Below are 23,390 nucleotides of genomic sequence, written 5' to 3'. Positions count from 1 at the left end.
GGTCTATCTCCTGGGCACCTTCTGGAACTCCCCGAGCCGAGCCACCGGCACGAAGCCGAGCCGCTCGTTGACGCCGATCATCCGGCTGTTGACCTCGGCGTTGTAGGTGATCAGCTCTCGCACGTCGGGTCGCTCGCGCTGGAGCAGCTGCTGGTTGGCGACCTTGACGGCCAGCCCGAGCCGATGTCCCCGCGCGTCCTGGCGGACCAGCGTGCCCCACTGGTAGGCCCTGCCCGGCTCGTGCACGGTGGTCACGAGGTCGGAGTACGCGACCACGTCGCCGTCGGCGCCGAGCGCGACGGTGTTGTACTTCGTGCGTCCCTGGGCGACCAGTAGGTCCTCGCCCTCGCGCACGGTTGCGACATCGGCGTACTCCGGCTCGACGTCGAGCTCGCCGGTGGGCGCCTCGGTGATCAGGGTCCCGGTGAGCTGGGCCCACCCGTCGACCAGCTCGTCGGGGACCGGGCCGACCCACGAGTGCAAGGTGAAACCCTCGTGGTGGCCGGCCGCCTCGACCGCGAGCCGGTCCAGGAGCTCGTCAGGCACGGGCAGCTCGAGTCGGCGCTTCACGTCGCCGAGCGCGAGGGCGTAGCCGGCGGTCCGCGCGAACTCGGGACCCGGCTGTCCGGCGCCGGACGGGCCCACGGCGTACGGCCAGGAGCTCTCGCCGGACATGGTTGTGCGGCCGCGTTCGCGAGCGACCGCCTCGAGGTGGGCGAGCATCGCGGTCGCATAGCCGCGACGACGTGCTTCCGGAGGCGTGTAGACGGCCAACTGGGCGCGGTCGGTGTTGTCGAGGAGTGAGAGCCGGATCCACCCGACGGTCACGAGGCGCCCTTCGACCGCCCCGGAGTAGCCACCGTCCCAGGACCGCTGACCCGTGCGCTGCATGAGCGCCCGAACCTCCTCGAGCTGCCAGGGCGCGGCGACGTCGGGTCCCGAAGCCCGCTCAGCAGCCTCGTACGCGTGGTGCCAGGCGTCGAACGCCTCGTCGTCGTGCACGTCGAGCTCGACGATCTCGAGCCCGGTCATCGCGACCGCTGCACCCGCGTCTCGTCCCACACCGGACCGTCCGACTCGTAGACCTCGCCGTCGGCGCCGTACACCAGGAAGCGGTCGAAGCCCCGAGCGAACCAGCGGTCGTGGGTAACCGCCAGCACGGTGCCGTCGAACGCCTCGAGCCCCTCCTCGAGGGCTTCGGCCGACTGCACGTCGAGGTTGTCGGTCGGCTCGTCGAGCAGCAGCAGGGTGGCGCCCGACAGCTCGAGCAGCAGGATCTGGAAGCGCGCCTGCTGGCCACCGGAGAGCGACTCGAACGGCTGCTCGCCCGCATGCGCCAGCTCGTAGCGGTCGAGCACCCGGGCGGCCTGCTCGCGGCCCATGCCGGCGCGACCGTCGGGATGCCCGTCGCCGCGGTGCAGGATCTCGAGGAGGGTCCGTCCGATCAGCTCGGGGTGCTCGTGCGTCTGCACGAACCAGCCCGGGCGCACCCGGGCGCCGAGCTTGGCCTTGCCCTGGTGCAGGACGGGCTTGATAGCGACCTCGCCGACCGGCCGGTGCTCGACGTCGGGGTCGCTTCCGCCCGCGGCCAGCAGCCGGAGGAAGTGCGACTTGCCGGACCCGTTGGAGCCGAGCACGGCCACCCGCTCGCCGTACCAGACCTCGAGGTCGAAGGGCTTCATCAAGCCCGTCAGCTCGAGGCCCTCGCAGACGACGGCCCGCTTGCCGGTGCGACCGCCCTTGAGACGCATCGAGACCTGCTGCTCACGTGGTTGCTCGGTCGGCGGGCCGGCCTCCTCGAACTTGCGCAGCCGCGTCTGGGCCGCGCGGTACTGGCTGGACATGCCGTCGTTGTACTCGGACTTGATCTTCAGTCGCAGCACGAGCGCCTTGATCTTGGCGTGCTCCTCGTCCCACCGCTTGCGCATCTCCTCGAAGCGCGCGAACCGGTCGCGACGCGCCTCGTGGTACGACGAGAAGCCGCCCGGATGGGTCCAGACCAGGTTGCCGGCGTGGCCGAGCTCGACGGTGACGACGCGGGTCGCGGTGTTGTCGAGCAGCTCGCGGTCGTGACTGATCATCAGGATCGTCTTGTCCGACTCACGGATCCGGCCCTCGAGCCAGATCTTGCCGGGTACGTCGAGGAAGTTGTCGGGCTCGTCGAGCAGCAGCACCTCATCGGGACCGCGGAGCAGGAACTCGAGCACCAGCCGCTTCTGCTCACCGCCCGAGAGAGTGCGCAGTTCGCGGTACTTGGCGCGGTCGTAGGGGACGGCGAGGCCCGCCATCGTGCACACGTCCCAGGTGACCTCGATGTCGTAGCCACCAGCGTCGGCGTACTCCGACAGCGCGTGGGCGTACGCCATCTGGGTCTTCTCGTCGTCGCTCTCCATCAGCGCGAGCTCGAGGCGGTCGACCTCCGCCGCCGCCTCACGGACGCGCACCGGCGAGACGCTGCGCAGCAGGTCGCCGACCGTCGGCTCGGCACCGAGACCGGCGCCGACCATCTGGCGCATCACCCCGAGGCCACCGGATCGGGTCACGACGCCGGCGTGCGGCGTCAGCTCGCCGGTGATGATCCTCAGGAGGGTGGTCTTGCCGGCGCCGTTCGCGCCGACCAGCGCGACCTTGGCGCCCTCGCCCACGCGGAACGACACGTCGTCCAGCAGCACCCTGCCGTCCGGCAGCTCGTACCGCACCCCTGCCACGTCCACATGTCCCACGTCGAAGGATTGTCCGCCATCGGCGGGCTCCCGGCCATTCGGTTTTACCGCGCGCCTCGTCCGAATACGATCCAGCCCGACTGAGCACGGCAGGTCGATCAGGTGCGCCGAACGGGTGGCAGGGCCAACGGGAAGACCGGCTTCCTTGAGCCTGGTCACATCGTCCTCGCCAGAGTGACCCGCTGCCTGTCGACCACTCCGTCCTCCCGATCTGTCCGGACTGCGTCGTCAGACAAGCACCTCCGGTCGCCGCCTGCACAGGCGTCCCCCGAGACACACCGGATTCTTGTCACCGGCGGCACAAGAATCCCTCCCACCCGGGCGCAGCGCCCGCCCGGAGCGCCAGCATGGTGGCCGGTCAGGCGTGCGGTCGAGCGGCTCCCTAGAATCCCTGCATGACGCGGGGAGCTGACGAGGACGAGCACGAGCTCGCCAGCTCCCTCCGACCGATCGCCTATCCGCGCACGCGCCGCAAGGTCCGCCTCGCCGCGATGCTGGTGTACGCCGCGCTGCTGGTCCTCTGGTCGGAGACGCTGGGCATCCCGAACGACACCATCGGGGTCTTCCTCTGGCTCTGGCTCGGCACCGTTGCCTGGAACATCGAGGCCCAGCCCCGCTACCACCTGAACTTCCTCAAGGACTGGTGGATCCCGGTCGCGGGCCTGGTCATCTACTTCTTCACGCGCGGCCTGACCGACGAGCTCGGCCTGCCGGTGCACGTCTACATGCCGATCCACTTCGACGAGTGGATCGGGTTCGGGCAGACGCCGACCGAGCGTCTGCAGCACGCCCTGTGCGGGGACCCGTGCCTGAGGACGAGCGAACCGCGCTGGTACGACGTGCTGTTCACGACCGTCTACGCCACGCACTTCGTCACCGGGCTGACGATCGCCGCCATCTTGTGGGTGCGCAACCGGGCCGAGTGGATCAAGTGGATGCGGCGCTACGTGATCATCAACTTCGGCGCCCTCGTCGTCTACATCGCCTACCCGATGGCGCCACCGTGGATGGCATCGAAAGAGGGCTGGCTGCACGCCGACGTCGTCCGGATCACCGGACGCGGCTGGCACGACATCGGGCTGGGGCGCATGGACGTGGTGCTCCAGGGGGTCGGCAACCCGGTCGCCGCCATGCCGTCACTGCACGCCGGGATCACCTTCCTGATCGCGATCTACGGCATCCAGCGGCTGCACTCCCCCTGGCGCTGGCTGCTCGCGCTCTACCCGCTCGCGATGTCCACCGCGCTCGTCTACTACGCCGAGCACTACGTGATCGACGTGCTCGCGGGCGCCGCACTGGCGGTCGTGGTGCTGGTCGGCTGCCAGCGGTGGGAGAACAGCCGAGACCGCGCGCCCAGTCATATCTGATATACGAAACTGCGCAAGACCCTGCCGGACTGTGCGAAATGCTGCCACGGTGATCACTCCGCTCCGACACCGAAGCTCTCCCGCAGCGCTCCGTGCCCTCGCGGCACCCATGTCATGTGCACGGCGCCCTGAGTGCGGCGCTCACTCGGCGGTGGACTTCGCCCACAGGTTGATCCCCGCCTCGACGGCGTCCTCGTCGATGGCGCTGAGCTCCTCGTCCGTCAGCTCGGGGAACGCGAGCGCGTCGAGGTTCGCGTCCAGCTGCGCGACGCTCGACGCGCCGATGACGGCCGAGGTGACGCGCGGGTCGCGGATCGCCCACTGGAGCGCGAGCTGTGCGAGCTTCTGCCCGCGCGCCTCGGCGATCTCGTTGAGCCGGCGCACGTGGCGCAGCTTCGACTCCTCGAGGTGGTCACCCCCGAGGCTGGAGCCGTCGCGTGCCGCCCGGGAGTCGGCCGGCACGCCGTCGAGGTAGCGGTCGGTCAGCAGCCCCTGGGCCAACGGCGAGAAGACGATGCAGCCCATGCCCTGCTCCTCGAGCTCATCGAGCAGGTCCTCCTCGATCCAGCGGTTGAGCATGGAGTACGACGGCTGGTGGATCAGCAGCGGCGTGCCGAGCTCGCGGGCGATCGACGCCGCCTCGGTGGTCTTCGCCGCGGAGTACGACGAGATGCCGGCGTACAGCGCCTTGCCCTGCCGCACCGCCTGATCCAGCGCCATCATCGTCTCCTCGACCGGCGTGTCCGGGTCGAAGCGGTGGCTGTAGAAGATGTCGACGTACTCGAGCCCCATCCGGCCCAGCGACTGGTCCAGCGAGGCGAGCACGTACTTCCGCGAGCCGCCGCCCTGGCCGTAGGGGCCGGGCCACATGTCGTAGCCGGCCTTGGTGGAGATGACCAGCTCGTCGCGGTAGGGCGCGAAGTCGTCCTTGAGGTAGCGCCCGAAGTTCTCCTCCGCGCGGCCGTACGGCGGGCCGTAGTTGTTGGCGAGGTCGAAGTGGGTCACGCCGCGGTCGAAGGCCCGCCGCAGGATGGCCCGCTGGGTCTCCTCCGGCCGGTCGGTCCCGAAGTTCTGCCACAGGCCCAGCGAGATCGCCGGGAGCTGGAGACCACTGCGCCCCGCGTGGCGGTAGCGCATCCCGGTCTCGGCGTCATAGCGATTGGTGGCGGCCTCGTAGCTCATGGCTCGATCCTGCCACCGTCGGCACCCACCATCCGCAGTGCCAGCAGCCGGTAGTGGACGGCGACCTCGTCGGGGGTCCAACGACCCTCGTCGCGGAACCACCGGGACACGTCGATCCCCAGCGAGAGCACGGCGAGCGCCGTCATGTGGGCGTCCGGGGTGTGGAAGACACCGGCGGCGACGCCCCGATCGACCACACCGCGGACCACCAGGTCGATGTCGTGCCGGATCGCCACGATCTCGGCCAGGTGCTCCTCGCTGAGGGCGGCGAGCTCGTAGTTGATGACCCGCGCGCCGGTGTGGACGACGGCGTGGTCACGGACGAAGTCCTCGACCAGGGTGCCGAGCTGCTCGACCGGATCCTCCGAGCGGGCCACCGACTCCCGCACCATCTCCAGCACCCGCTCGTGGCCGAGCCGGGACAGCTCGTAGAGCAGCTCCTCCTTGGAGCGGTGGTGCACGTAGAGCGCGGCCGGGCTCATCCCCGCCGCGGTCGAGATGTCGCGGGTCGTGGTGCCGTGGAACCCCCGATCCGCAAATGCCTCGACGGCCGCCCGGGCGAGCCGGGTCCGGGCATCGGGCTGGTCGGGCAGCAACGGGGCCGCGGGGGTGGACGCACTCACAACACGCATGGTAAGCAAGCGCTTAGTGAAACGACAAGGAGACACAGCGTGCAGGGACTCGACGGCAAGGTCGCGATCATCACCGGAGCCAGCCGCGGCATCGGGCTGGGCATCGCCCAGCGGCTGGTCGACGAGGGCGCCCGGGTGTGCCTCACGGCCCGCAAGCCGGAGGCGCTCGAGGAGGCGATCGCCGCGCTCGGCGGCCCCGCCCACGCGATCGCCGTGGCGGGCAAGGCGGACGACCCCGAGCACCGCGCCGACGCCGTACGCCGCACCATCGAGACGTTCGGCAGCCTGGACTTCCTCGTCAACAACGCCGGCATCAACCCGGTCGCCGGGCCGCTGATCGAGATCGACCTCGGCGCCGCCCGCAAGATCGTCGAGGTCAACGCCCTCGGTGCGCTCGCCTGGACGCAGGAAGCGTACGGCGCCTGGATGTCCGAGCACGGCGGCGCGATCGTCAACATCTCGTCGGTGTCCGGTGTGAAGCCCGCGCCGGGCATCTCGATGTACGGCGCCTCCAAGGCGATGATGATCAGTCTCACCGAGTCCCTGGCCGTCGAGCTCGGCCCGGCCATCCGGGTCAACGCCGTGGCTCCGGCAGTCGTGAAGACCCAGTTCGCCAGCCTGCTCTTCGAGGGCCGCGAGGAGGAGGTCTCCCGCGCCTACCCGCTCAAGCGGCTCGGCGTGCCTGAGGACGTCGCCGGCTCGGTCGCCTTCCTGCTCTCCGACGACGCCGCCTGGCTCACCGGCCAGACGGTCGTCCTCGACGGTGGCGTCACCCTGACCGGCGGCGTCTGATGTCCGAACAGCTCACCGACAAGGGCACCGTGGTCACCGGCGCCGGCCGCGGCATCGGCCGCGCGCTGGCCACCCGGATGGCCGCCGAGGGAGCGCGCGTCGTCGTCAACGACCTCGACGCCGACAACGCCCGGGCGGTGGCCGCCGACATCGGCGGTACGGCGGTGCCGGGCGACGTCTCGTCCGCCGACGGCGTGCGCGCGGTGATCGACGCAGCCACCGAGGCCCTCGGCCGGATCGACGTCTTCTTCGCCAACGCCGGCATCGACGGCGCCGGAGGACCCGACAGCCTGCTGACCCCGGACGACGTCTGGGAGCGGATCATGGACGTCAACGTGATGGCCCACGTGCGCGCCGCCCGCGAGCTGGTGCCGCGGTGGCTCGAGGACGGCCTCGGCGGCCGCTTCGTCGTCACCGCCTCGGCGGCCGGACTGCTCACGATGATCGGCAGCGCGCCGTACTCCGTCACGAAGCACGCCGCGGTGGGCTTCGCCGAGTGGCTCTCGGTGACGTACGGCGCCCGCGGTGTCGACGTCCACGCCATCTGCCCGCAGGGCGTGCAGACCAAGATGCTCGAGGACGCAGGACCCTTGCAGGCTCTGCTGTCTCGCGACAGCGCGCTGCCGCCGGAGGCCGTCGCCGACGCGGCGGTCACCGCCATCGCCGAGGGCCGCTTCCTGGTCCTCCCCCATCCCGAGGTGGCCGACTACTACGCCGCCCGGGCCGCCGACACCGACCGCTGGCTCGGTGGCATGCGGCGGCTGCAGCAGAAGGTCGACGACGCAGGAGCACTGTGATGGAGAAGTCCGACATCCCCGGCCTCGACCTCGACGCCTTCCGACGCTGGTACGACGGCCAGCGGCCCGGCGAGATCGCCGGGGAGCTCAGCGGCCAGGTGATCGCCGGTGGCCGGTCCAACCTGACCTACGAGGTCACCGACGGCAGTTCGTGGTGGATCGTCCGGCGCCCTCCCCTGGGCCACGTGCAGGCCACCGCCCACGACATGGGTCGCGAGTTCACCGCGATGAGCGCCCTGGTGCCGACCGACGTGCCGGTGCCGACGACGTACGCCCACTGCGCCGACCCCGACGTCCTCGGCGCACCGTTCTACGTGATGGAGCGGATCCTCGGCACGGCCTACCGCAACCGCACCCAGCTCGAGCCGCTCGGACCCGAGCGCACCGCCACCATCGCCGGCCGGATGGTCGACGTGCTCGCCGCCCTGCACGCGGTCGACCCGGCCGCCGTCGGGCTCGAGGAGTTCGGGCGACCGGCGGGCTTCCTGGAGCGGCAGGTACGCCGCTGGGGCAAGCAGCTCGAGGGCTCCAAGACCCGCGAGCACCCGGACGCCGAGGACCTGCACCGCCGCCTCACCGAGCGGGTGCCTGCCGACGACCCCGCGGTCGTCGGGATCGTGCACGGCGACTACCGCCTCGACAACCTGCTCACCGGCGACGACGACCGGATCAAGGCCGTCGTCGACTGGGAGATGGCGACCCTCGGTGACACCCGCACCGACGTCGCGCTGCTGCTCGTCTACGACCGGCTTGCCTCCCTGCCCGGCAGCGGCCTGGTCTCCGACGTCAGCACTGCACCCGGCTACCCGGACACCGCGACCCAGCTCGAGAGGTACGCCGCGGCGAGCGGTCGCGACCTGGGCGATATGGGGTTCCACCTGGGACTCGCCTACTTCAAGCTCGCGGTCATCCTCGAGGGCATCAACTTCCGCTACCTGCAGGGCCAGACCGTCGGCGAGGGATTCGACCAGATCGGCGCGGGCTTCGACCCCCTGATCGCGGCCGGCCTCGACGCGCTCGACCACCACTGATCACGCACGCACTGAGAGGACATCATGGACTTCGGTCTCGACGACAAGACCACCGAGCTGCACGAGAAGCTCTCGACCTTCATGGCCGAGCGGATCGTGCCGTCCGGGACGGTCTTCCACGACCAGCTCGCGGCGAGCGACGACCGCTGGGCGTGGTCGGAGGCGCCCGTCCTCAAGGAGCTCCAGGCCGAGGCCCGCGAGCTCGGGCTGTGGAACCTCTTCCTGCCCAAGGAGCACGCCGACAGCCCCGGGCTGACCAACCTGCAGTACGCCCCGCTCGCGGAGCTGACCGGCCACGCCGGGCACCTCGCGCCCGCCGTGCTCAACTGCGCGGCGCCCGACACCGGCAACATGGAGGTGCTGTCGCTCTTCGGGACGCCCGAGCAGAAGGAGCGCTGGCTCAAGCCCCTGCTGGCCGCTGAGATCCGGTCGTCGTTCGCGATGACGGAGCCCGACGTCGCGTCCTCCGACGCCACCAACATCGAGACCCGGATCGAGCGCGACGGGGACGAGTACGTCCTCAACGGCCGCAAGTGGTGGATCACCGGCGCGATGAACCCGCACGCCGAGATCATGATCGTGATGGGCAAGACCGACCCGTCCGCGTCGCGGCACCGCCAGCAGAGCCAGGTGCTCGTGCCGCGTGATACTCCCGGCCTCGAGGTCATCCGTGGCATGACGGTCTACGGGTACGACGACCACGAGCACGGCGGTCACGCCGAGCTGCGCTTCACCGACGTCCGCGTCCCGGTCTCCAACCTGATCGGCGAGGAGGGTGCCGGCTTCGCGATCGCCCAAGCCCGCCTGGGTCCTGGCCGCATCCACCACTGCATGCGCGCGATCGGCGTGGCCGAGGCGGCCATCGAGCTGATGTGCAAGCGGGCTGCGTCTCGGGTCGCCTTCGGCCGGCCGCTCGCCAACCAGGGCGTGATCCGGGACTGGATCGCCGAGTCCCGCGTGCGGATCGAGCAGCTGCGACTGCTGGTGCTCAAGACCGCCTGGCTGATGGACACCGTCGGCAACCGCGGCGCGCACACCGAGATCCAGGCGATCAAGATCGCGACGCCGCAGACCGTGCAGTGGATCCTCGACAAGGCCATCCAGGTGCACGGCGCCGGCGGGCTGTCCGAGGACTTCCCGCTCGCCTCGGCGTACGCCGGCATCCGCACCCTGCGGTTCGCCGACGGACCGGACGAGGTGCACAAGAACTCCCTGGCCAAGACCGAGATCGCGAGGCACACCGCCGATGGATGAGACCGAGCTGAGGTCGCGCGTCTCCGCGCTGCTCCAGGAGCACCCGCCCGAGTCGACCGAGCGGCTCGACTTCCTGCACGCCCGCTTCGACGCCGGGCTGGCGTGGGTGCACTTCCCCGAGGGTCTCGGCGGCCTGGGCTTGCCACGCGGCAGGCAACCGATCGTCGAGAAGGCGTTCTACCAGGCCGGCGCACCGGACAACGACCCGCGCAGGATCGGGATCGGTCTCGGCATGGCCGCGCCGACGATCCTCGCCTTCGGCACCGAGGAGCAGAAGCAGCGCTACCTGCGACCGCTGTGGTGCGGCGAGGAGGTGTGGTGCCAGCTCTTCTCCGAGCCCGGCGCCGGGTCCGACCTCGCAGGCCTGTCCAGCCGTGCGATGCTCGACGGCGACACCTGGATCGTCAACGGCCAGAAGGTCTGGACGTCCTCGGCGCACATCGCCGACCGGGCGATCATGATCGCGCGCACCGACCCCGACCAGCCCAAGCACGCAGGGCTCTCGTACTTCATCCTCGACATGCACGATCCGGGCGTCGAGGTCCGGCCGCTGCGCCAGATCACCGGCGAGGCCGAGTTCAACGAGGTCTTCCTGACCGACGCCCGGATCCCCGACTCCGACCGGCTCGGCGAGGTCGGCGAGGGCTGGAAGGTCGCCAACGCGACGCTCTCCAACGAGCGGGTCGCGATCGGCGGCGGCGCCTTCCCCCGCGAGTTCGGCATGGTCATGAACGTCGCCGAGACCTGGCGCACCCGGCCCGAGCTGCGCACGCCCGAGACCCACGAACGCCTGCTGCGCGGCTGGATCGACACCGAGGTCGCCCGCATCACGGCCACCCGGCTGCGGCAGAAGCTGGCCGCCGGCGTACCCGGTCCCGAAGGCTCGGCGATGAAGCTGTCCTTCGCCCGGATCAACCAGCAGCTCTCGGCTCTCGAGGTCGACCTGCTCGCTGACGACGGTCTGCGCTACGAGAGCTGGGAGATGCGCCGGCCGACCCGCGTCGACTTCTTCGGCAAGGATGCCGGCTACCGCTACCTGCGCGCCAAGGGCAACTCCATCGAGGGCGGCACGTCGGAGGTGCTGCGCAACGTGGTCTCCGAGCGCATCCTCGGCCTGCCCACCGAGCACCGCGTCGACAAGGACGTGCCCTGGAAGGACCTTCCCCGATGACCCTCACTCCTCCGGCGGAGGTCGACCTCCTCGCCGACGACGTCGAGACCGACCTGCGCGCCTCGGTCCGCAAGGTGCTCGACAAGCACGCGCCGCCCGACCGGCTCAACGGGCTGTACGACGGCACCGACGACGTGTCCGGCCCCCTGTGGTCGGCGTTCGTCGAGCTCGGCCTGCCGGGGCTGCTCGTGCCCGAGTCGCTGGGCGGTGCCGGCGCATCCGCCCGCGAAGCCGGGGCCGTGCTCGAGGAGATCGGCCGCGCTGCCGCACCCTCGCCGTACCTGACCTCGAGCGTCGTCGCGACGACCGTCCTGGTGGCGCTCGGCGACGAGACGATCCTGCCTTCGTTGGCGAGCGGCGAGCAGACCGCGGCGCTGCTGGTCCGGCCGACGGCGCGGCAGCACGGTGCCGCCGCCCTCACGACCGTCGGACTGCCCGCGGACGTGCTGCTCCTGCCCGAGGGCGACGCGCTGTACGCCGTACGCGGCGCGACCGTCACCCCCGTCGGCTCCCTCGACATGACCCGTCCCCTCGCCACGGTCGACCTCGACGGGGCCGAGCGGATGCTGGTGGCCGAGGACGCCTCCGCCGCCATCGACGCGGGCCTGCTGATGGGCGCCGGACTCCTGGCGGCCGAGCAGGTCGGCGTCGCGCGCTGGGCACTCGAGACGACGATCGGCTACCTCAAGGAGCGGCGTCAGTTCGGCCGCGTCGTCGGCGGCTTCCAGGCGCTCAAGCACCGCCTGGCCGATCTGTACGCCGAGGTCGAGCAGGCCGACGCGGCCGCCCGCTACGCCGCCGCGACGCTGGCGACTGGCGACGCTGACGCCCCGATCGCGGTCGCCGTGGCGGCGGCGTTCTGCAGTGAGGCCGCGGTGCACGCAGCCGAGGAGGCGATCCAGCTGCACGGCGGGATCGGCATGACGTGGGAGCACCCGGCCCACTTGCACCTCAAGCGGGCCAAGGCCGATGCGCTGCTGCTCGGCTCGGCCGAGGCGCACCGCGCCGCGCTCGCCGTACTCGTCGACCTGCCTGCACCGTCCTGAGAGGCACACCATGGACCTGACCCTGAACGAGGAGCAGCGGGCCTTCCGCGACCTCGCCCGTGACTTCCTCGACCGCGAGGCGATCCCGCACCGGACCCGGTGGGACCGCGACGAGGCCGTCGACCTCGACATCATCCCGAAGATGGCCGAGATCGGGTTCTTCGGGCTGACCATCCCGGAGGAGTACGGCGGCCTCGGCGGCGACTACCTGACCTACGTGCTCGGCATGGAGGAGCTCGGCCGCGCCGACTCCGCCCTGCGCGGCATCGTGTCGGTCTCCAACGGGCTCTTCGGCAAGTCGGTGCTGGGATTCGGGACCGAGGAGCAGAAGCAGGAGTGGCTGCCGCGGATCGCCGACGGCACCGCCCTCGGGTGCTTCGGGCTGACCGAGCCCGACACGGGCTCCGACGCCGGCAACCTGACGTCACGGGCCCGCAAGGACGGAGGCGACTACGTCCTCAACGGCCAGAAGCTCTTCATCACCAACGGCACCTGGGCCGACTGCGCGCTGATCTTCGCGCGCACGAGCGACGACGGCCCCCGTGGCGTGTCGGCGTTCCTGGTCCCGACCGACACCCCCGGCTTCGAGGCCCGCGAGATCAAGGGCAAGCTCGGCCTACGCGGCCAGGCCACCGCCGAGCTGTTCCTGTCCGACGTCCGGGTGCCCGCATCGGCACTGCTCGGCGAGGAGGGCAAGGGCTTCAAGATCGCGATGACCACCCTCGACAAGGGTCGGGTCTCGGTCGCCTCCGGCTGCGTGGGCATCGTGCAGGGCTGCCTGGAGAACTCGGTGGAGTACGCCACCACCCGCCAGCAGTTCGGCAAGCCGCTCGCCGGCTTCCAGCTGGTGCAGGAGCTGATCTCCGACATGTCCGTGGACGCCGACGCCGCGCGTCTGCTGGTGTGGCGCTGTGCCGACCTGATCGACCGCGGTGAGCCGTTCGGCACCGCCGCCTCGAAGGCCAAGCTCTTCGCGTCCGAGGCCGCCGTACGTGCCGCCAACAACGCGATCCAGGTCTACGGCGGCGCTGGGTACGTCGACGAGCACCCGGCCGAGAAGTACCTCCGCGATGCCCGCGTGATGACCCTCTACGAAGGCACGAGCCAGATCCAGAAGCTGCTCATCGGCCGGGCCGAGACCGGCGTCAACGCGTTCCTCTGACGGAGACCTCTCTTGCCCGTCGACCCGGACCTCCGAGGACAGCTCGACTTCATCGCCTCGCCGCGGCGCTGTCAGCCGCGGGTGTTGCCGTCGAGGTCCGCACCTTCGACGGCATGATCCACGGCTTCGTCGACATGGGCGGTCACTCCCCCGGCGCCCAGGCCACCGTCGACGAGACCTGCGCGACGTTCCGGAAGGTACTGCACGGCTGAGGTCGTGCAGGCACGGACGGGTTGGCCCTGCGGTCGCGACGCAGTCAATCTGGATCCATGTCTCGGCCCACCACTCTCGCGCGCTGGCTGATCCTCGTCGCTGTCGAAGTCGGCGCCGGCTACTTCCTTGCCTGTCGCAAGGGCGCGGCTCGCGTCAAGGTCCTGCCTGAGTAGGCGCGACTGAGGAACCCAGCTCGACGTGGCTGTGACCCCGCCGGCGGTGCCGGCGGGGTGGTGTCAGTGGGTATGTCGGGTGTGCTGGGTGTGCTGGGTGTGCTGGGTGTGCTGGGTGTCCCAGTCGTAGGAGTAGCCGTAGCGGCTGGTCCAGGTGAAGGTGGTGGGTCCAGTGCGTACGACGGACCAGCCGCCATGAGTCTTGTAGCGGTGGTGGCCACGGCATAGGGCCGCGAGATTCACGCTGTCGGTCGGGCCACCGCGCTCGGGCTCCACGACGTGGTCGAGGTCGGCGGACCGTGATGGTCGGCTGCAGTGAGGGTAGACGCAGGTGGCGTTGGTGAGGATCGCCTGCTCCCGCTGGGTCGGGGTGGGGCGGTAGGTGTCGGTTTGCAGGTTGGCGTTGAGGTCGATCACCGGCCGCACCGTCACGTGTGTGTTGGTCCCCGCGCACCAGTCCTTGACCTGCTCGACGGAGATCACGGAGCGGGTGTTCTCGACACCGGCGACACCGGTGACCGAGTCGGCGGAGAGGTGGAGGTAGATCATCAGCTCCCGCTTGCGGGGTGCCGGACGGTCGGGTGCTGGTGCGGTGGACTCGAGGTCGAGGGTGAGCTCGTGTCGGGCGAGTGCCCCGGCGGCCAGCGAGCGGCGGACGTCGAGGGTCTCCTCGCAACCAAGGTCAGCCAACTGCTGGGCACCGGCGGTGATGGCGTCGTTGAGGTCCAGCGCATCAGCGAGGTCGAGCTCGGCGTCGACGTGCACGGTGCCGTCGAAGGACACCTGGTTGGTGTCGACGTCGAAGTGCCGGCCATCAACGGCCTGCCGGCGACGCTTCTCCGCCTCCTCCGGGTCGAACCTGCAAATCGCGTCGTCGACGGCGCGGTCGATCTGCGCGAACGAGCACCGGTGCGCCTGATGCGCCAGGTGGGTGTCCACGTACGCGGCGCCCTCAACGCAGAGTGGTGTGGTGGCGTGCGCGATCTTGCGTGCTTTCCACACCGCGACCTGGCCAGTGAGGACACGCGCCCAGATCTTCGGGAGCCGGTACCGGATCTCGATCGCGTCACCGAGGTAGGACCGTCCGGCGTCGGTCGACATCCCAGGGCCAACGCGAGGTCGGCGACGCAGAACTCCGCCACCAGCGGCGCCCCCGGCCCGGCGATGGCGAACTCGCCTTCGGTGCCGTCGACTGTCGCGGCGCCGTGAGTGATGGACTCGGCGGGGTGCATGATCGCCCACTGGACCGCGAGCTTCAGCTTGTCGATCTCGACCTGGGTGGCCACCTGGTGGTGGGAGTGGAGCGCCGCCAGCACCTGGTCCGCGGAGTCGTGCGACTCTCCGGACTCGTCCCCGGAACCGGGGTGGTGCTGTGCTTCGCTCATGGGTCTAGCCAAGCAGGGGCCACCGACATTGAGGTGCTCAGAACCCCTTGGTTGACCGGGATGTGGATACTTTCGTGAAACTCTTCTGACCGGTTTTGGGGGTGGTGGTTTCGAGGCTCGGGCCTGGCGGCCCTCGCACCTCAACCACCGTGCATCGGCCCGCAACACATGTGTCCGACCAGGGGTCGGCGTCCTTCCGACAGGCGCGCTCTTCTCGGCAGGAGACGGTGCGGTCATGGGCGCGAAGCGGCGAAGCGGACCCTTGACGCCACCGTCGGAGGCCGCACCATGGCGCCGTACGGAAGGACGACGAGCCATCCCTCCGTGACGTCGGCGTCACCGACGACTCCATCGCGATCGGCGGCACCTTCCCCCTGACCGGCGTCGCCGCACCCGGTTACAGCGAGATTCCCACCGGTGCGAAGGCCTACTTCGACTTCGTCAACGCCGCCGGTGGCGTCAACGGCCGCACGATCGACTTCACCGTCAAGGACGACGGCTACGACCCGACCAAGACCAACAGCCTCACCAACGAACTGGAGCTCAAGGACCCGGTCTTCGCGACGGTCGGCTCCCTCGGCACACCCACCCACAGCGCCGTGGTACCGCTACAGCGAGGACAGCCACCTCGGCATCTCCGGGATGGAGCCGTCAAGCTCCAGGACGGCAAGGGCGAGCCGCTGACCAAGGTGCTGACGACCGACATCGGCGACGCGGAGATCACCGAGGACGACTCCGGCCAGGCCGACGACGCCCCGCCCGAGAGCGGCATCCCGGACGTCGACGCGGTGGGCTGACTCCAGCACCGTCCGTCACGGCTGGAACAATTCCGGCCGTGACAGACGACTGGAGCACCCTGCTGGCCGACGCGACCTGGGACTTCGCCGACTTCCTCGAGGACGCCGACCCGACGGCCGTCGTGCCGTCCTGTCCTGGCTGGGCCGTGGCCGACCTGGTCGACCACCTCGGTGGCGTGCACCAGTGGGCGTGGCACGCCGTCGTCGCCGGCAACCCCGACGGCGAGTCGGAGCCGGCGCCGACCGACCCGCAGGAGCTGGTGAGCTGGTACTCCGCGCACGCCGGTGCCCTCCGCGAGGCCCTCGCCGCGGTCGGGCCCGAGGCTGCTGCATGGACCTTCGGGACCGAGCAGACCACCGGCTGGTGGCTGCGCCGGCAGACTCACGAGACGTTGATGCACACGCGCGACCTGCTCGGCGCGATCGGTCGGGTCGACGAGTGGTCGATCGAGCCGACGCTCGCCTGGGACGGCGTCGCCGAGGTCGCGACCGAGTTCTACCCGCGCCAGGTGCAGCTCGGCCGCACCGAGCCATTGCCGGGCACGCTCCGGCTGGTCGCGACCGACGTCCCCGATGCCGAGCCCGTCGTCATCGGGGAGGCCGAGCCGGTCGTCGAGGTCCGGGCGCCCGCCGTCGACGTACTGCTGATGCTGTGGCACCGCCAGGAGTGCGACGACCCAACCGCCGCGGCGTTGCTGGCGCTGCCGATCGCGCCCTAGAGGACCGCTGCGAGCACGGACCCCGCCGCGGCGTGGATGGCGACGGAGAGCAGGAACGCCCAGCCGCCCGTCAGCCTTCGCTCCGGCCGAGCGGGTGGCAGCACCCACGTCGAGCCGCCGAGCAGCAGGAACGCCAGGGCTCCGACGAGAGGCACCGACCCGAGCAACCAGAACCACGCCCATCGCGTGGCGCGCCACGGCTTGGGGCCAAGGACGAGGAGGCCGAGGACGCCGAGGTACAGGACGACCGTCATCGCGCCCGTCCACTGAGGGACCCGCCAGGGGCCGATCTCGTTGTAAGAGCTCCAGTCGCTCGACCGCGTCGTGCGAAGGTCGGGAGCGAGCTCGGTGAGCTTCTCGTCCACGCGTCCGTCGAGGATCGGTGGCTTCATACCCGTGACCCGGGCATCGCGCCGCGAGGTCGCCTCGGTCACCGAGGTCACCCGGCCCATCAGGCGGCCGCGCCAGTGCACGGTCGCGCTGGCAGATCCTTCGATCTGCTCCCCGAGTCCACCCTCCACGCGGATCTCGTCGACCCGGCCACCGGCGACCGCAGTCCGGAGCGCGGCGTACGAGGTCGGTCGTTCACCGGCGACGAGGACCGTGCTGAGCAGGACGAGACAGATCACCACGAGCGTCCAGGCGATGAAGACCCACGCCAGCTGGCGCCCTGGCACCGCCGGAGCCACGGCCTCCTCCACGATCATGGCGGAAACGTAGCGTCAGTCAGCGCGCCGCGTCTCCAGGACGCGGAACCCCTTCGCGCTCGCGAGCCGCTCGGTCGGGTAGCCCTGATCACCGAGCCAGCGCTGGAGCGAGTCCGCGCCGAGGTTCTTGCCGACGACCATGACCGCCCGACCGCCCGGCGCGAGCCGTGGCAACCAGGTGAGCAGCAGCTCGTGGAGTGCCTCCTTGCCGATCCGGATGGGCGGGTTCGACCAGATCTCGTCGTACACCTCGCCGACCAGCACCTGCTCGGGGCGGCAGGCGATGAAGCGGCCGTGGACCCCCATCGCGCGGGCGTTCTCGTTGGCGAGGGCGATCGCCCGATCGTTGACATCGACAGCCGTGATCGAGGCCAACGGCACCGCGGCTGCGACGGCCAGCCCGATCACGCCGTACCCGCAGCCGAGGTCGAGGAACCGCCCCTGCGCGGGTGGCTCGGTCTCGCGGAAGAGCACCGCCGTCGCGTGGTCGAGGTGCCCTCGGCTGAAGACGCCCGCTCCACTCACCAACGTCAGCGCGCGGCCCCACACCTCGCAGGTGAAGGTCTCCCGGGCGAAGGGCACCGACGGATCGGCGCTGAAGTAGTGCTCGGGCTCCGGCTCAGGCATCGGCGGCCACCCGCTTCGCTCTCGTCTGGTCGGCCCGCGCCGCCATCTCGTCGTCTCCCGGGTAGTCGACCCGCTCCAGCGTGAGTCCGTGCGCGTGCAGCACGGTGACGCCCGGGTTGCGCGCCGTCGCGCGCAGGATCTCGCCGGCCCAGGTGACGGGCTGGCGGCCGTCGCCCACGGCGATCAGGCAGCCGACGAGGGAGCGGACCATGCTGTGGCAGAAGGCGTCCGCGACGACCGTGCCGACGACGAGGCCGCCCTCGTCGCGGGCCCACGACAGCTGCTCGAGCGTGCGGATCGTGGTGGCACCCTCACGCTGCTTGCAGAACGACGCGAAGTCGTGCCGACCGACGAGCGGCGCGGAAGCGGCGTTCATGGCGTCGAGGTCGAGCGGACGCAGCCAGGCGAGCACCTGCGCCCGCGCCAGCGGGTCCAAGGCGGCGGCGGAGTCGGCGATGCGATAGGCGTAGTGGCGGCGCAGCGCGCTGAAGCGGGCGTCGAAGCCCTCGGGAGCTACGGTCGTACGGCGTACCCGGATGTCCGCGGGCAGCAGGCCGTTGAGCCGGCGTACCAACCGCTCGAGGTCGGGCGGCTCCTCGACCTCGAGGTGCACCACCTGGCCGCGCGCGTGCACGCCGGCGTCGGTGCGTCCGGCACAGACCACGGCGACCGAGTCCACCCGGAGGATGGTCGCGAGCGCGGCCTGCAGCTCCCCCTGCACGGTCCGCAGGCCCGGCTGGGTCGCCCAGCCGCGGAAGTCGGTGCCGTCGTAGGCGAGGTCGATCCGGAGGCGCACCCGCACAACTCTATTGCGCCACTGCCTAGGCTGGAGACGTGCCCAACCCCTCGATCGTGCTCATCTCCGAGGAGCACACCGACCAGATGCTCGACGGCTTCGCCCGATACCAGGCCGAGTACGACGTCCGCGTCGCGCGCTCGTGCCACGAGGCGCTCCAGACCACGCACGACATCGTCGCGGAGGGAGGCACGGTCGCGCTGTTCGCAAGCGAGTCTGTGCTGCCCGACGCCGAGGTCCTGCACTGCTTCCACAAGCTCCGCGAGAAGGTGCCGACCGCGCGCCGGTTGATCGCCGCGCACTGGGACCGGTTCCTCATCGACGGACCCGCGCTGCGCGCCGGCATGGCCAAGGGCAAGTACGACGCCTACCTGCTGATGCCCCGCGGCGCCCGCGACGAGGAGTTCCACAACGCGATCACGGACCTGCTCTCCGACTGGGGCTCGACGGTCCCCGACCCGGAGGTCGTCTCGGTCAAGATCGTCTCGCCGGTGCGCGACGCCCTCACCCTCGGGATCCGCGACTTCCTCGACCGGATGGGCATGGCGAGCACCGTCTACCCACCCGACTCCGACGGCGGCCGCTACGTCCTCGACCGGTGGGAGGGCGAGCCGGCCTACCCGCTGGTCTACCCCCTCAACCGGCCGGTGATCCACGCGACCAGCGTCCGCGACGTCGCGATCGCCCTGTACGGCGCGCCGACCGCGCTCGACCTGGACCACGTGGTCGACGTGGCGGTCGTGGGCGGCGGTCCGGCCGGGCTGGCGGCCGCTGTCTACGCCGCCTCCGAGGGTCTCAGCACCGTGATCCTCGAGGCGGAGGCGGTCGGCGGCCAGGCCGGCACCAGCTCGATGATCCGCAACTACCTCGGCTTCCCACGCGGCATCTCCGGCATGCGCCTGGCGCTCCGGGCCCGCAACCAGGCGCTGCGCTTCGGCACCCGGTTCTTCACCGGCCAGATCGTCGATGCCGTGCGCCCCGGATACGACGGCGACCCGCACGTGGTCTGCACCGACATGGGCGAGGTGCGCGCCCGCTCGGTGGTGATCGCGAGCGGCGTCGCCTACCGCAAGCTCCGGGTCGAGCCGCTCGAGGATCTGGTCGGCATCGGTGTCTACTACGGCGCCGCCATGACGGCTGCTCGTGAGATGGAGGACCAGGACGTCTTCGTCGTCGGCGGCGGCAACTCCGCCGGCCAGGCGGCCGTCCACCTGGCCAGATTCGCCCGCTCCGTCACCATCGTGGTGCGCCGGCCGGATCTCGCCGAGACCATGTCGCAGTACCTGATCGGCGAGATCGAGTACAACTCCCGCATCTCGGTGCGCACCTGCACGACCGTCGTCGACGGTGGCGGCGACGGGCGGCTCGAGTGGCTCGGACTGGAGGACGTGCGCACCGGCGAGCGCGAGCAGGTCCCGGCGTACGGCCTCTTCCTGCTGCTCGGCGCCGAGCCGCGCTGCGACTGGCTGCCGCCCGAGGTGTCCCGCGACGAGCGCGGCTTCGTACTCACCGGCCGCGACGTCCCCAAGGAGCGGTGGACCGACGGCCTGCCGCCCGAGAACCTCGCGACCACGGTGCCCGGCATCTTCGCGGCCGGCGACATCCGCTCCGGCTCGATGAAGCGGGTCGCGTCCGCGAGCGGCGAGGGCGCGTCCGTCGTACCTCTCGTGCACGCGTGGCTGGCGCCGGCGCCAGAGGGCACGACGCTCTAGAGCTCTTCGCGGTACGGCGGGTCCGCACCCGGTCGTGACACCGTCACGGCCGCCGCTCGGGCCGCGTGCGCCAGCACGTCGGCGATCTCGTCGGGTGACAGGTCCGCGAGCGACCCGCGGTCCCACAGCGCGTCGATCATGGCCGCGCCGAAGGTGTCCCCCGCGCCGATGGTGTCGGCCACCTCCACGGGCAGCGACGCGACGTCGACCCTCGTGTCCTCGGCGTACCACGTCGCGCCGTCCGGCCCGCGTGTGACGACCACCGCCACCGGCCCGAGCTTCAGCAGTCGGCGCGCCGCCACCTCGAGGTCCAGGTCCGGGTAGAGCACGGCCAGGTCCTCGTCCGACGCCTTGACCAGGTCGCTGACGGCGACCATCCGCTCCACGAGCGCGACCACTCCGGCCCCGGTGCCGGTGATCGCCGGGCGCGCGTTGATGTCATAGCTGATCGTCGCGACGTCACGGAGCCGGCTGATCAGAGCGACGACGTCGGTGGCGCCGGGCTCGAGGACCGCGCCCAGCGAGCAGGTGTGCACGACCCGCGGCGGCTCGACCTCGACCTGCCCGATCCGCCACTCCAGGTCGAACTCGTACGACGCCCCGCCGTCGGCGCCCAGCGTGGCCGCCGCCGTGGCCGTGCGGGTGAGCACCTGCGGGTCGGCCGCGAGCCGCACGCCGGCACGGTCGAGGTGCTCCGCGAGCACCCGCCCGCGCTCGTCGTCGGCCCAGGCAGTCACGAACTGCACCGGTCGCCCCAGCCGCGCGAGCGCCACGGCGACGTTGGCGGCGCTGCCCCCGGCGTACTCCCGGGTCGACCCGTCGGCCGCGTGGACGATGTCGACCAGGGACTCACCGACCACCAGCACATCGCGTTGCATGGGTCGTCTCTACCATGCGGACATGGACGTCCACCCGCTCGACGCCGACTCGGCGGTCCCGCCCTTCGAGCAGCTGCGCACCCAGATCGCGACCCGGGCCGCGTCCGGCGACCTGCCCGCGGGGACCCGGCTCCCCACCGTGCGCGCCCTCGCGGCCGACCTCGGTCTGGCTGCCAACACGGTTGCGAAGGCCTACCGAGCCCTGGAGACCGACGGCGTGATCACCACCGAAGGCCGGCGGGGGACGTTCGTCTCGGGTGCCAGCGGCGACGCGCGCGCGGCCGCGACGGCGTACGTCGCTACCGCCCGCCGCCTCGACCTCACGCTGCCGGAGGCGCTTCGCCTCGTCGAGGAGTCCTGGCGCGCATGAGGTACGTCGTGTACGGCGCCGGGGCGGTCGGTGGAGTCGTCCCCGCCCACCTGCAGATCGCGGGGATCGCGACGACTGTGGTGGCCCGCGGTGAGCACCTCGCCGCCACCGACACCGCAGCCGAGGTCGACTGGACCCGACGACACCGTCGTGCTTCTGACCGTGAAGTCCCACCAGACCGAGGCCGCGCTCGACGACCTCGAGGCCGGCGACGTGTCGACCCCGACGTGCGAACGCGTGCTCCGCGCCGCTCTCGCCCGCGCCTGCGTCGACGGCACGGACCCTGTGGATGACCCGCGCTGGCTGTCCCTGGCCGGTGTCAGGGTGTGACCACGACGAACCCGACGCCACGGAGGCCGGATGACCACGCCCGATGACCCCATCCTCGCCAAGGTCCGCAAGCTGCTTGCGCTCGCCGAGGATCCCGCCGCGACCCTCCACGAGGCGGAGACCTACACCGCGAAGGCAGCCCAGCTGATCGCCGACTACGGCATCGACCAGGCCCTGCTGGCGGCGGCCGTCCCCGGCTCCGACCCGGTGGGCGACCGCGTCCTGGACCTCGACGCGCCGTACGCCGCCGACAAGGCCGACCTGCTCTCCACGATCGCCACCCTCCTGCGGTGTCGGGCCGTCACCCGGACCCGACACACGGTGGGCGGCAAGGAGCGCTCGATGCACCTCTTCGGGCACGCGTCCGACCTCGAGCGCACCGAGTTGCTCTACACGAGCCTGCTGCTCCAGAGCGCCACCGGGTTGGCCCGGACCCGGGTCCCCACGGGCGAGCACGCCGCTGCCTTCCGCCGATCGTGGCTGGCGGGATTTCGGATGGCGATCGGTCGCCGGCTCGCCGCTGCGGAGGCGCGCGCGGAGACCGAGGCTGCGCCCCGGTTCGCAGCTGCTGGCCGGTCATCTGGCCTCGTGCTCGCCGACCGGTCGGCGCAGGTGGAGTCGACGATGCACGCTGCCTACCCCAAGCTCACCACGGCCCGACCGCGGTCGCTGTCCGGCTCCGGTGTCGCCGACGGGTGGGCCGCCGGACAGCGCGCCGACCTCGGCGGGCGCCCGGTGGAGCAGACGACGAAGGCCCGCCACCTGCAGAGGTGACGGGCCTTCGGCTGACTGCTGGGTGTTACTCGCCCTCGCCGGCCTTCGTGAAGCCAGCGGCGATCGCGGACTCCTCGGTGTCGAACCAGACCTCGGCCGCGGTCTGCTCGAACCACTGGCCATCGGGCATGTGGTACTTCATCGAGTCCTCGTTGCCCTTGATCGGGAAGCCCTCGGGGGCAACGCTGGCGTCCTCGAGCGGCACGCTGGATCCGGCGTACTTGCCGGACGTGCCACCCTCGGTCTCCTCGAAGACGTCGGTCTCGACGCCCTCGACCTCGACGACGGTCTCCTCGGCGGGAGCCTCCTCGACCGGAGCCGGGGTGGCAGCGGCCGGAGCGGCCTTCTTCGTCTTCGGCGCCGACGGCGTGTAGGCCTCGGTCACCAGCTCGATGACCGCCATGGGCGCGTTGTCGCCCTTGCGCGGGCCGATCTTGGTGATCCGGGTGTAGCCACCCGGACGCTCGGCGAAGGTGGGCGCGATCTCCGTGAAGAGCACGTGGACGACCGACTTGTCGCGGATGGTCTTGAGGACCTCGCGACGGTTGTGCAGGTCGCCCTTCTTCGCCTTGGTGATCAGCTTCTCGGCGACCGGGCGCAGGGCACGGGCGCGAGCCTCCGTCGTCGTGATCCGACCGTGCTCGAAGAGCTGGGTCGACAGGTTCGACAGGATGAGGCGCTGGTGAGCGGCGCTACCGCCGAGGCGGGGACCCTTGGTGGGCTTAGGCATTGCTTCTCTCTTTTCTCTCCGG

General features: G+C 71.0%; 24 protein-coding genes and 1 pseudogene. 15 read left to right on the top strand and 10 right to left on the bottom strand.

Annotated features, from left to right (window positions below; genetic code table 11):
* Positions 1 to 3 precede the first annotated feature (3 nt).
* The gene (locus ABEA33_RS14200) at positions 4 to 1,032 is read right to left on the bottom strand and encodes a GNAT family N-acetyltransferase (RefSeq protein WP_345527443.1); all 1,029 of its coding nucleotides are present in this window, start codon (positions 1,030 to 1,032) and stop codon (positions 4 to 6) included.
* Positions 1,029 to 2,723, bottom strand: coding sequence for an ABC-F family ATP-binding cassette domain-containing protein (locus tag ABEA33_RS14195; RefSeq protein ID WP_345527441.1), 1,695 nt, complete (start codon positions 2,721 to 2,723; stop codon positions 1,029 to 1,031). The genes ABEA33_RS14200 and ABEA33_RS14195 overlap by 4 nt, the downstream gene beginning before the upstream one ends.
* A gap of 395 nt (positions 2,724 to 3,118) precedes the next feature.
* Here ABEA33_RS14195 and ABEA33_RS14190 point away from each other — a divergent pair, with 395 nt between their 5' ends.
* Positions 3,119 to 4,090, top strand: coding sequence for a phosphatase PAP2 family protein (locus ABEA33_RS14190; protein WP_345527439.1), 972 nt, complete (start codon positions 3,119 to 3,121; stop codon positions 4,088 to 4,090).
* Between the two features lie 141 nt (positions 4,091 to 4,231).
* Here ABEA33_RS14190 and mgrA read toward each other — a convergent pair whose 3' ends face one another.
* Positions 4,232 to 5,272, bottom strand: coding sequence for an L-glyceraldehyde 3-phosphate reductase (gene mgrA, locus ABEA33_RS14185; protein ID WP_345527437.1), 1,041 nt, complete (start codon positions 5,270 to 5,272; stop codon positions 4,232 to 4,234).
* Entirely contained in the window at positions 5,269 to 5,895 is a 627-nt protein-coding gene (locus tag ABEA33_RS14180; protein WP_425577413.1) for a TetR/AcrR family transcriptional regulator, read from the bottom strand. Before ABEA33_RS14180 ends, mgrA begins: the two co-directional genes overlap by 4 nt.
* 48 nt (positions 5,896 to 5,943) lie before the next feature.
* On the opposite strand from ABEA33_RS14180, the gene ABEA33_RS14175 reads away from it, so the two are divergent.
* From ABEA33_RS14175 to ABEA33_RS14145, 7 genes are read left to right on the top strand one after another with little or no spacing between them, the layout of a single operon-like run.
* A complete protein-coding gene (locus ABEA33_RS14175) occupies positions 5,944 to 6,696 on the top strand; it encodes an SDR family oxidoreductase (protein WP_345527435.1) in 753 nt (250 codons plus the stop codon).
* The gene (locus tag ABEA33_RS14170) at positions 6,696 to 7,493 is read left to right on the top strand and encodes an SDR family oxidoreductase (RefSeq protein ID WP_345527434.1); all 798 of its coding nucleotides are present in this window, start codon (positions 6,696 to 6,698) and stop codon (positions 7,491 to 7,493) included. Before ABEA33_RS14175 ends, ABEA33_RS14170 begins: the two co-directional genes overlap by 1 nt.
* Positions 7,493 to 8,524: a phosphotransferase family protein gene (locus tag ABEA33_RS14165; protein ID WP_345527433.1), complete on the top strand. Its 1,032-nt coding sequence runs from the start codon at positions 7,493 to 7,495 to the stop codon at positions 8,522 to 8,524. The genes ABEA33_RS14170 and ABEA33_RS14165 overlap by 1 nt, the downstream gene beginning before the upstream one ends.
* A 24-nt stretch (positions 8,525 to 8,548) precedes the next feature.
* Positions 8,549 to 9,778 carry an acyl-CoA dehydrogenase family protein gene (locus ABEA33_RS14160; protein ID WP_345527432.1) on the top strand — a complete coding sequence of 410 codons (1,230 nt, stop codon included), beginning with the start codon at positions 8,549 to 8,551 and terminating at the stop codon, positions 9,776 to 9,778.
* Complete coding sequence (locus ABEA33_RS14155) at positions 9,771 to 10,949, top strand: acyl-CoA dehydrogenase family protein (protein ID WP_345527431.1); 1,179 nt, start codon at positions 9,771 to 9,773, stop codon at positions 10,947 to 10,949. Before ABEA33_RS14160 ends, ABEA33_RS14155 begins: the two co-directional genes overlap by 8 nt.
* Entirely contained in the window at positions 10,946 to 11,995 is a 1,050-nt protein-coding gene (locus ABEA33_RS14150) for an acyl-CoA dehydrogenase family protein (RefSeq protein WP_345527430.1), read from the top strand. Before ABEA33_RS14155 ends, ABEA33_RS14150 begins: the two co-directional genes overlap by 4 nt.
* A 10-nt stretch (positions 11,996 to 12,005) precedes the next feature.
* On the top strand, positions 12,006 to 13,157 hold the full coding sequence (locus ABEA33_RS14145) for an acyl-CoA dehydrogenase family protein (protein ID WP_345527429.1): 1,152 nt from the start codon (positions 12,006 to 12,008) through the stop codon (positions 13,155 to 13,157).
* A gap of 449 nt (positions 13,158 to 13,606) precedes the next feature.
* On the opposite strand, the gene ABEA33_RS14140 is transcribed toward ABEA33_RS14145, so the two are convergent.
* The gene (locus ABEA33_RS14140) at positions 13,607 to 14,644 is read right to left on the bottom strand and encodes an HNH endonuclease signature motif containing protein (protein ID WP_345527428.1); all 1,038 of its coding nucleotides are present in this window, start codon (positions 14,642 to 14,644) and stop codon (positions 13,607 to 13,609) included.
* A 634-nt stretch (positions 14,645 to 15,278) separates the two neighbouring features.
* Here ABEA33_RS14140 and ABEA33_RS14135 point away from each other — a divergent pair.
* The 3 genes and pseudogenes from ABEA33_RS14135 to ABEA33_RS14125 form a co-directional block, all read left to right on the top strand.
* Positions 15,279 to 15,527: pseudogene (locus tag ABEA33_RS14135) on the top strand (ABC transporter substrate-binding protein); the annotation flags it as partial.
* Positions 15,528 to 15,725, top strand: a complete 198-nt coding sequence (locus ABEA33_RS14130) for a hypothetical protein (protein WP_345527427.1) — start codon at positions 15,528 to 15,530, stop codon at positions 15,723 to 15,725.
* A gap of 38 nt (positions 15,726 to 15,763) precedes the next feature.
* Positions 15,764 to 16,444, top strand: coding sequence for a maleylpyruvate isomerase family mycothiol-dependent enzyme (locus ABEA33_RS14125; protein WP_345527426.1), 681 nt, complete (start codon positions 15,764 to 15,766; stop codon positions 16,442 to 16,444).
* On the opposite strand, the gene ABEA33_RS14120 is transcribed toward ABEA33_RS14125, so the two are convergent.
* The 3 genes from ABEA33_RS14120 to truA are packed head-to-tail and all read right to left on the bottom strand — an operon-like array spanning position 16,441 to position 18,574.
* Complete coding sequence (locus ABEA33_RS14120) at positions 16,441 to 17,151, bottom strand: hypothetical protein (RefSeq protein WP_345527425.1); 711 nt, start codon at positions 17,149 to 17,151, stop codon at positions 16,441 to 16,443. The two genes, ABEA33_RS14125 and ABEA33_RS14120, sit on opposite strands and share 4 nt — an antisense overlap.
* A 15-nt stretch (positions 17,152 to 17,166) precedes the next feature.
* Positions 17,167 to 17,778 (bottom strand): class I SAM-dependent methyltransferase, encoded by a 612-nt coding sequence (locus tag ABEA33_RS14115; protein ID WP_345527424.1) that lies wholly within the window; start codon positions 17,776 to 17,778, stop codon positions 17,167 to 17,169.
* Positions 17,771 to 18,574: a tRNA pseudouridine(38-40) synthase TruA gene (truA, locus tag ABEA33_RS14110; protein ID WP_345527423.1), complete on the bottom strand. Its 804-nt coding sequence runs from the start codon at positions 18,572 to 18,574 to the stop codon at positions 17,771 to 17,773. The genes ABEA33_RS14115 and truA overlap by 8 nt, the downstream gene beginning before the upstream one ends.
* A gap of 38 nt (positions 18,575 to 18,612) precedes the next feature.
* Here truA and ABEA33_RS14105 point away from each other — a divergent pair, with 38 nt between their 5' ends.
* Positions 18,613 to 20,286 carry an NAD(P)/FAD-dependent oxidoreductase gene (locus ABEA33_RS14105; RefSeq protein WP_345527422.1) on the top strand — a complete coding sequence of 558 codons (1,674 nt, stop codon included), beginning with the start codon at positions 18,613 to 18,615 and terminating at the stop codon, positions 20,284 to 20,286.
* Here ABEA33_RS14105 and ABEA33_RS14100 read toward each other — a convergent pair.
* On the bottom strand, positions 20,283 to 21,164 hold the full coding sequence (locus ABEA33_RS14100) for a PfkB family carbohydrate kinase (RefSeq protein ID WP_345527420.1): 882 nt from the start codon (positions 21,162 to 21,164) through the stop codon (positions 20,283 to 20,285). The two genes, ABEA33_RS14105 and ABEA33_RS14100, sit on opposite strands and share 4 nt — an antisense overlap.
* A 22-nt stretch (positions 21,165 to 21,186) precedes the next feature.
* Here ABEA33_RS14100 and ABEA33_RS14095 point away from each other — a divergent pair, with 22 nt between their 5' ends.
* The 3 genes from ABEA33_RS14095 (at position 21,187) to ABEA33_RS14085 (ending at position 22,638) form a co-directional block, all read left to right on the top strand.
* On the top strand, positions 21,187 to 21,534 hold the full coding sequence (locus ABEA33_RS14095) for a GntR family transcriptional regulator (protein WP_345527419.1): 348 nt from the start codon (positions 21,187 to 21,189) through the stop codon (positions 21,532 to 21,534).
* Between the two features lie 150 nt (positions 21,535 to 21,684).
* The gene (locus ABEA33_RS14090) at positions 21,685 to 21,864 is read left to right on the top strand and encodes a hypothetical protein (RefSeq protein WP_345527418.1); all 180 of its coding nucleotides are present in this window, start codon (positions 21,685 to 21,687) and stop codon (positions 21,862 to 21,864) included.
* A 30-nt stretch (positions 21,865 to 21,894) separates the two neighbouring features.
* Entirely contained in the window at positions 21,895 to 22,638 is a 744-nt protein-coding gene (locus ABEA33_RS14085; RefSeq protein WP_345527417.1) for a DUF2786 domain-containing protein, read from the top strand.
* A gap of 25 nt (positions 22,639 to 22,663) precedes the next feature.
* Here ABEA33_RS14085 and rplQ read toward each other — a convergent pair whose 3' ends face one another.
* Positions 22,664 to 23,368 carry a 50S ribosomal protein L17, sunset domain variant gene (gene rplQ / locus ABEA33_RS14080; RefSeq protein ID WP_345527416.1) on the bottom strand — a complete coding sequence of 235 codons (705 nt, stop codon included), beginning with the start codon at positions 23,366 to 23,368 and terminating at the stop codon, positions 22,664 to 22,666.
* Positions 23,369 to 23,390: the final 22 nt, after the last annotated feature.

It is taken from the genome of Nocardioides endophyticus (assembly GCF_039543845.1).
Lineage (GTDB): Bacteria > Actinomycetota > Actinomycetes > Propionibacteriales > Nocardioidaceae > Nocardioides > Nocardioides endophyticus.
This window is presented reverse-complemented; position numbering and strand designations above follow the sequence as displayed.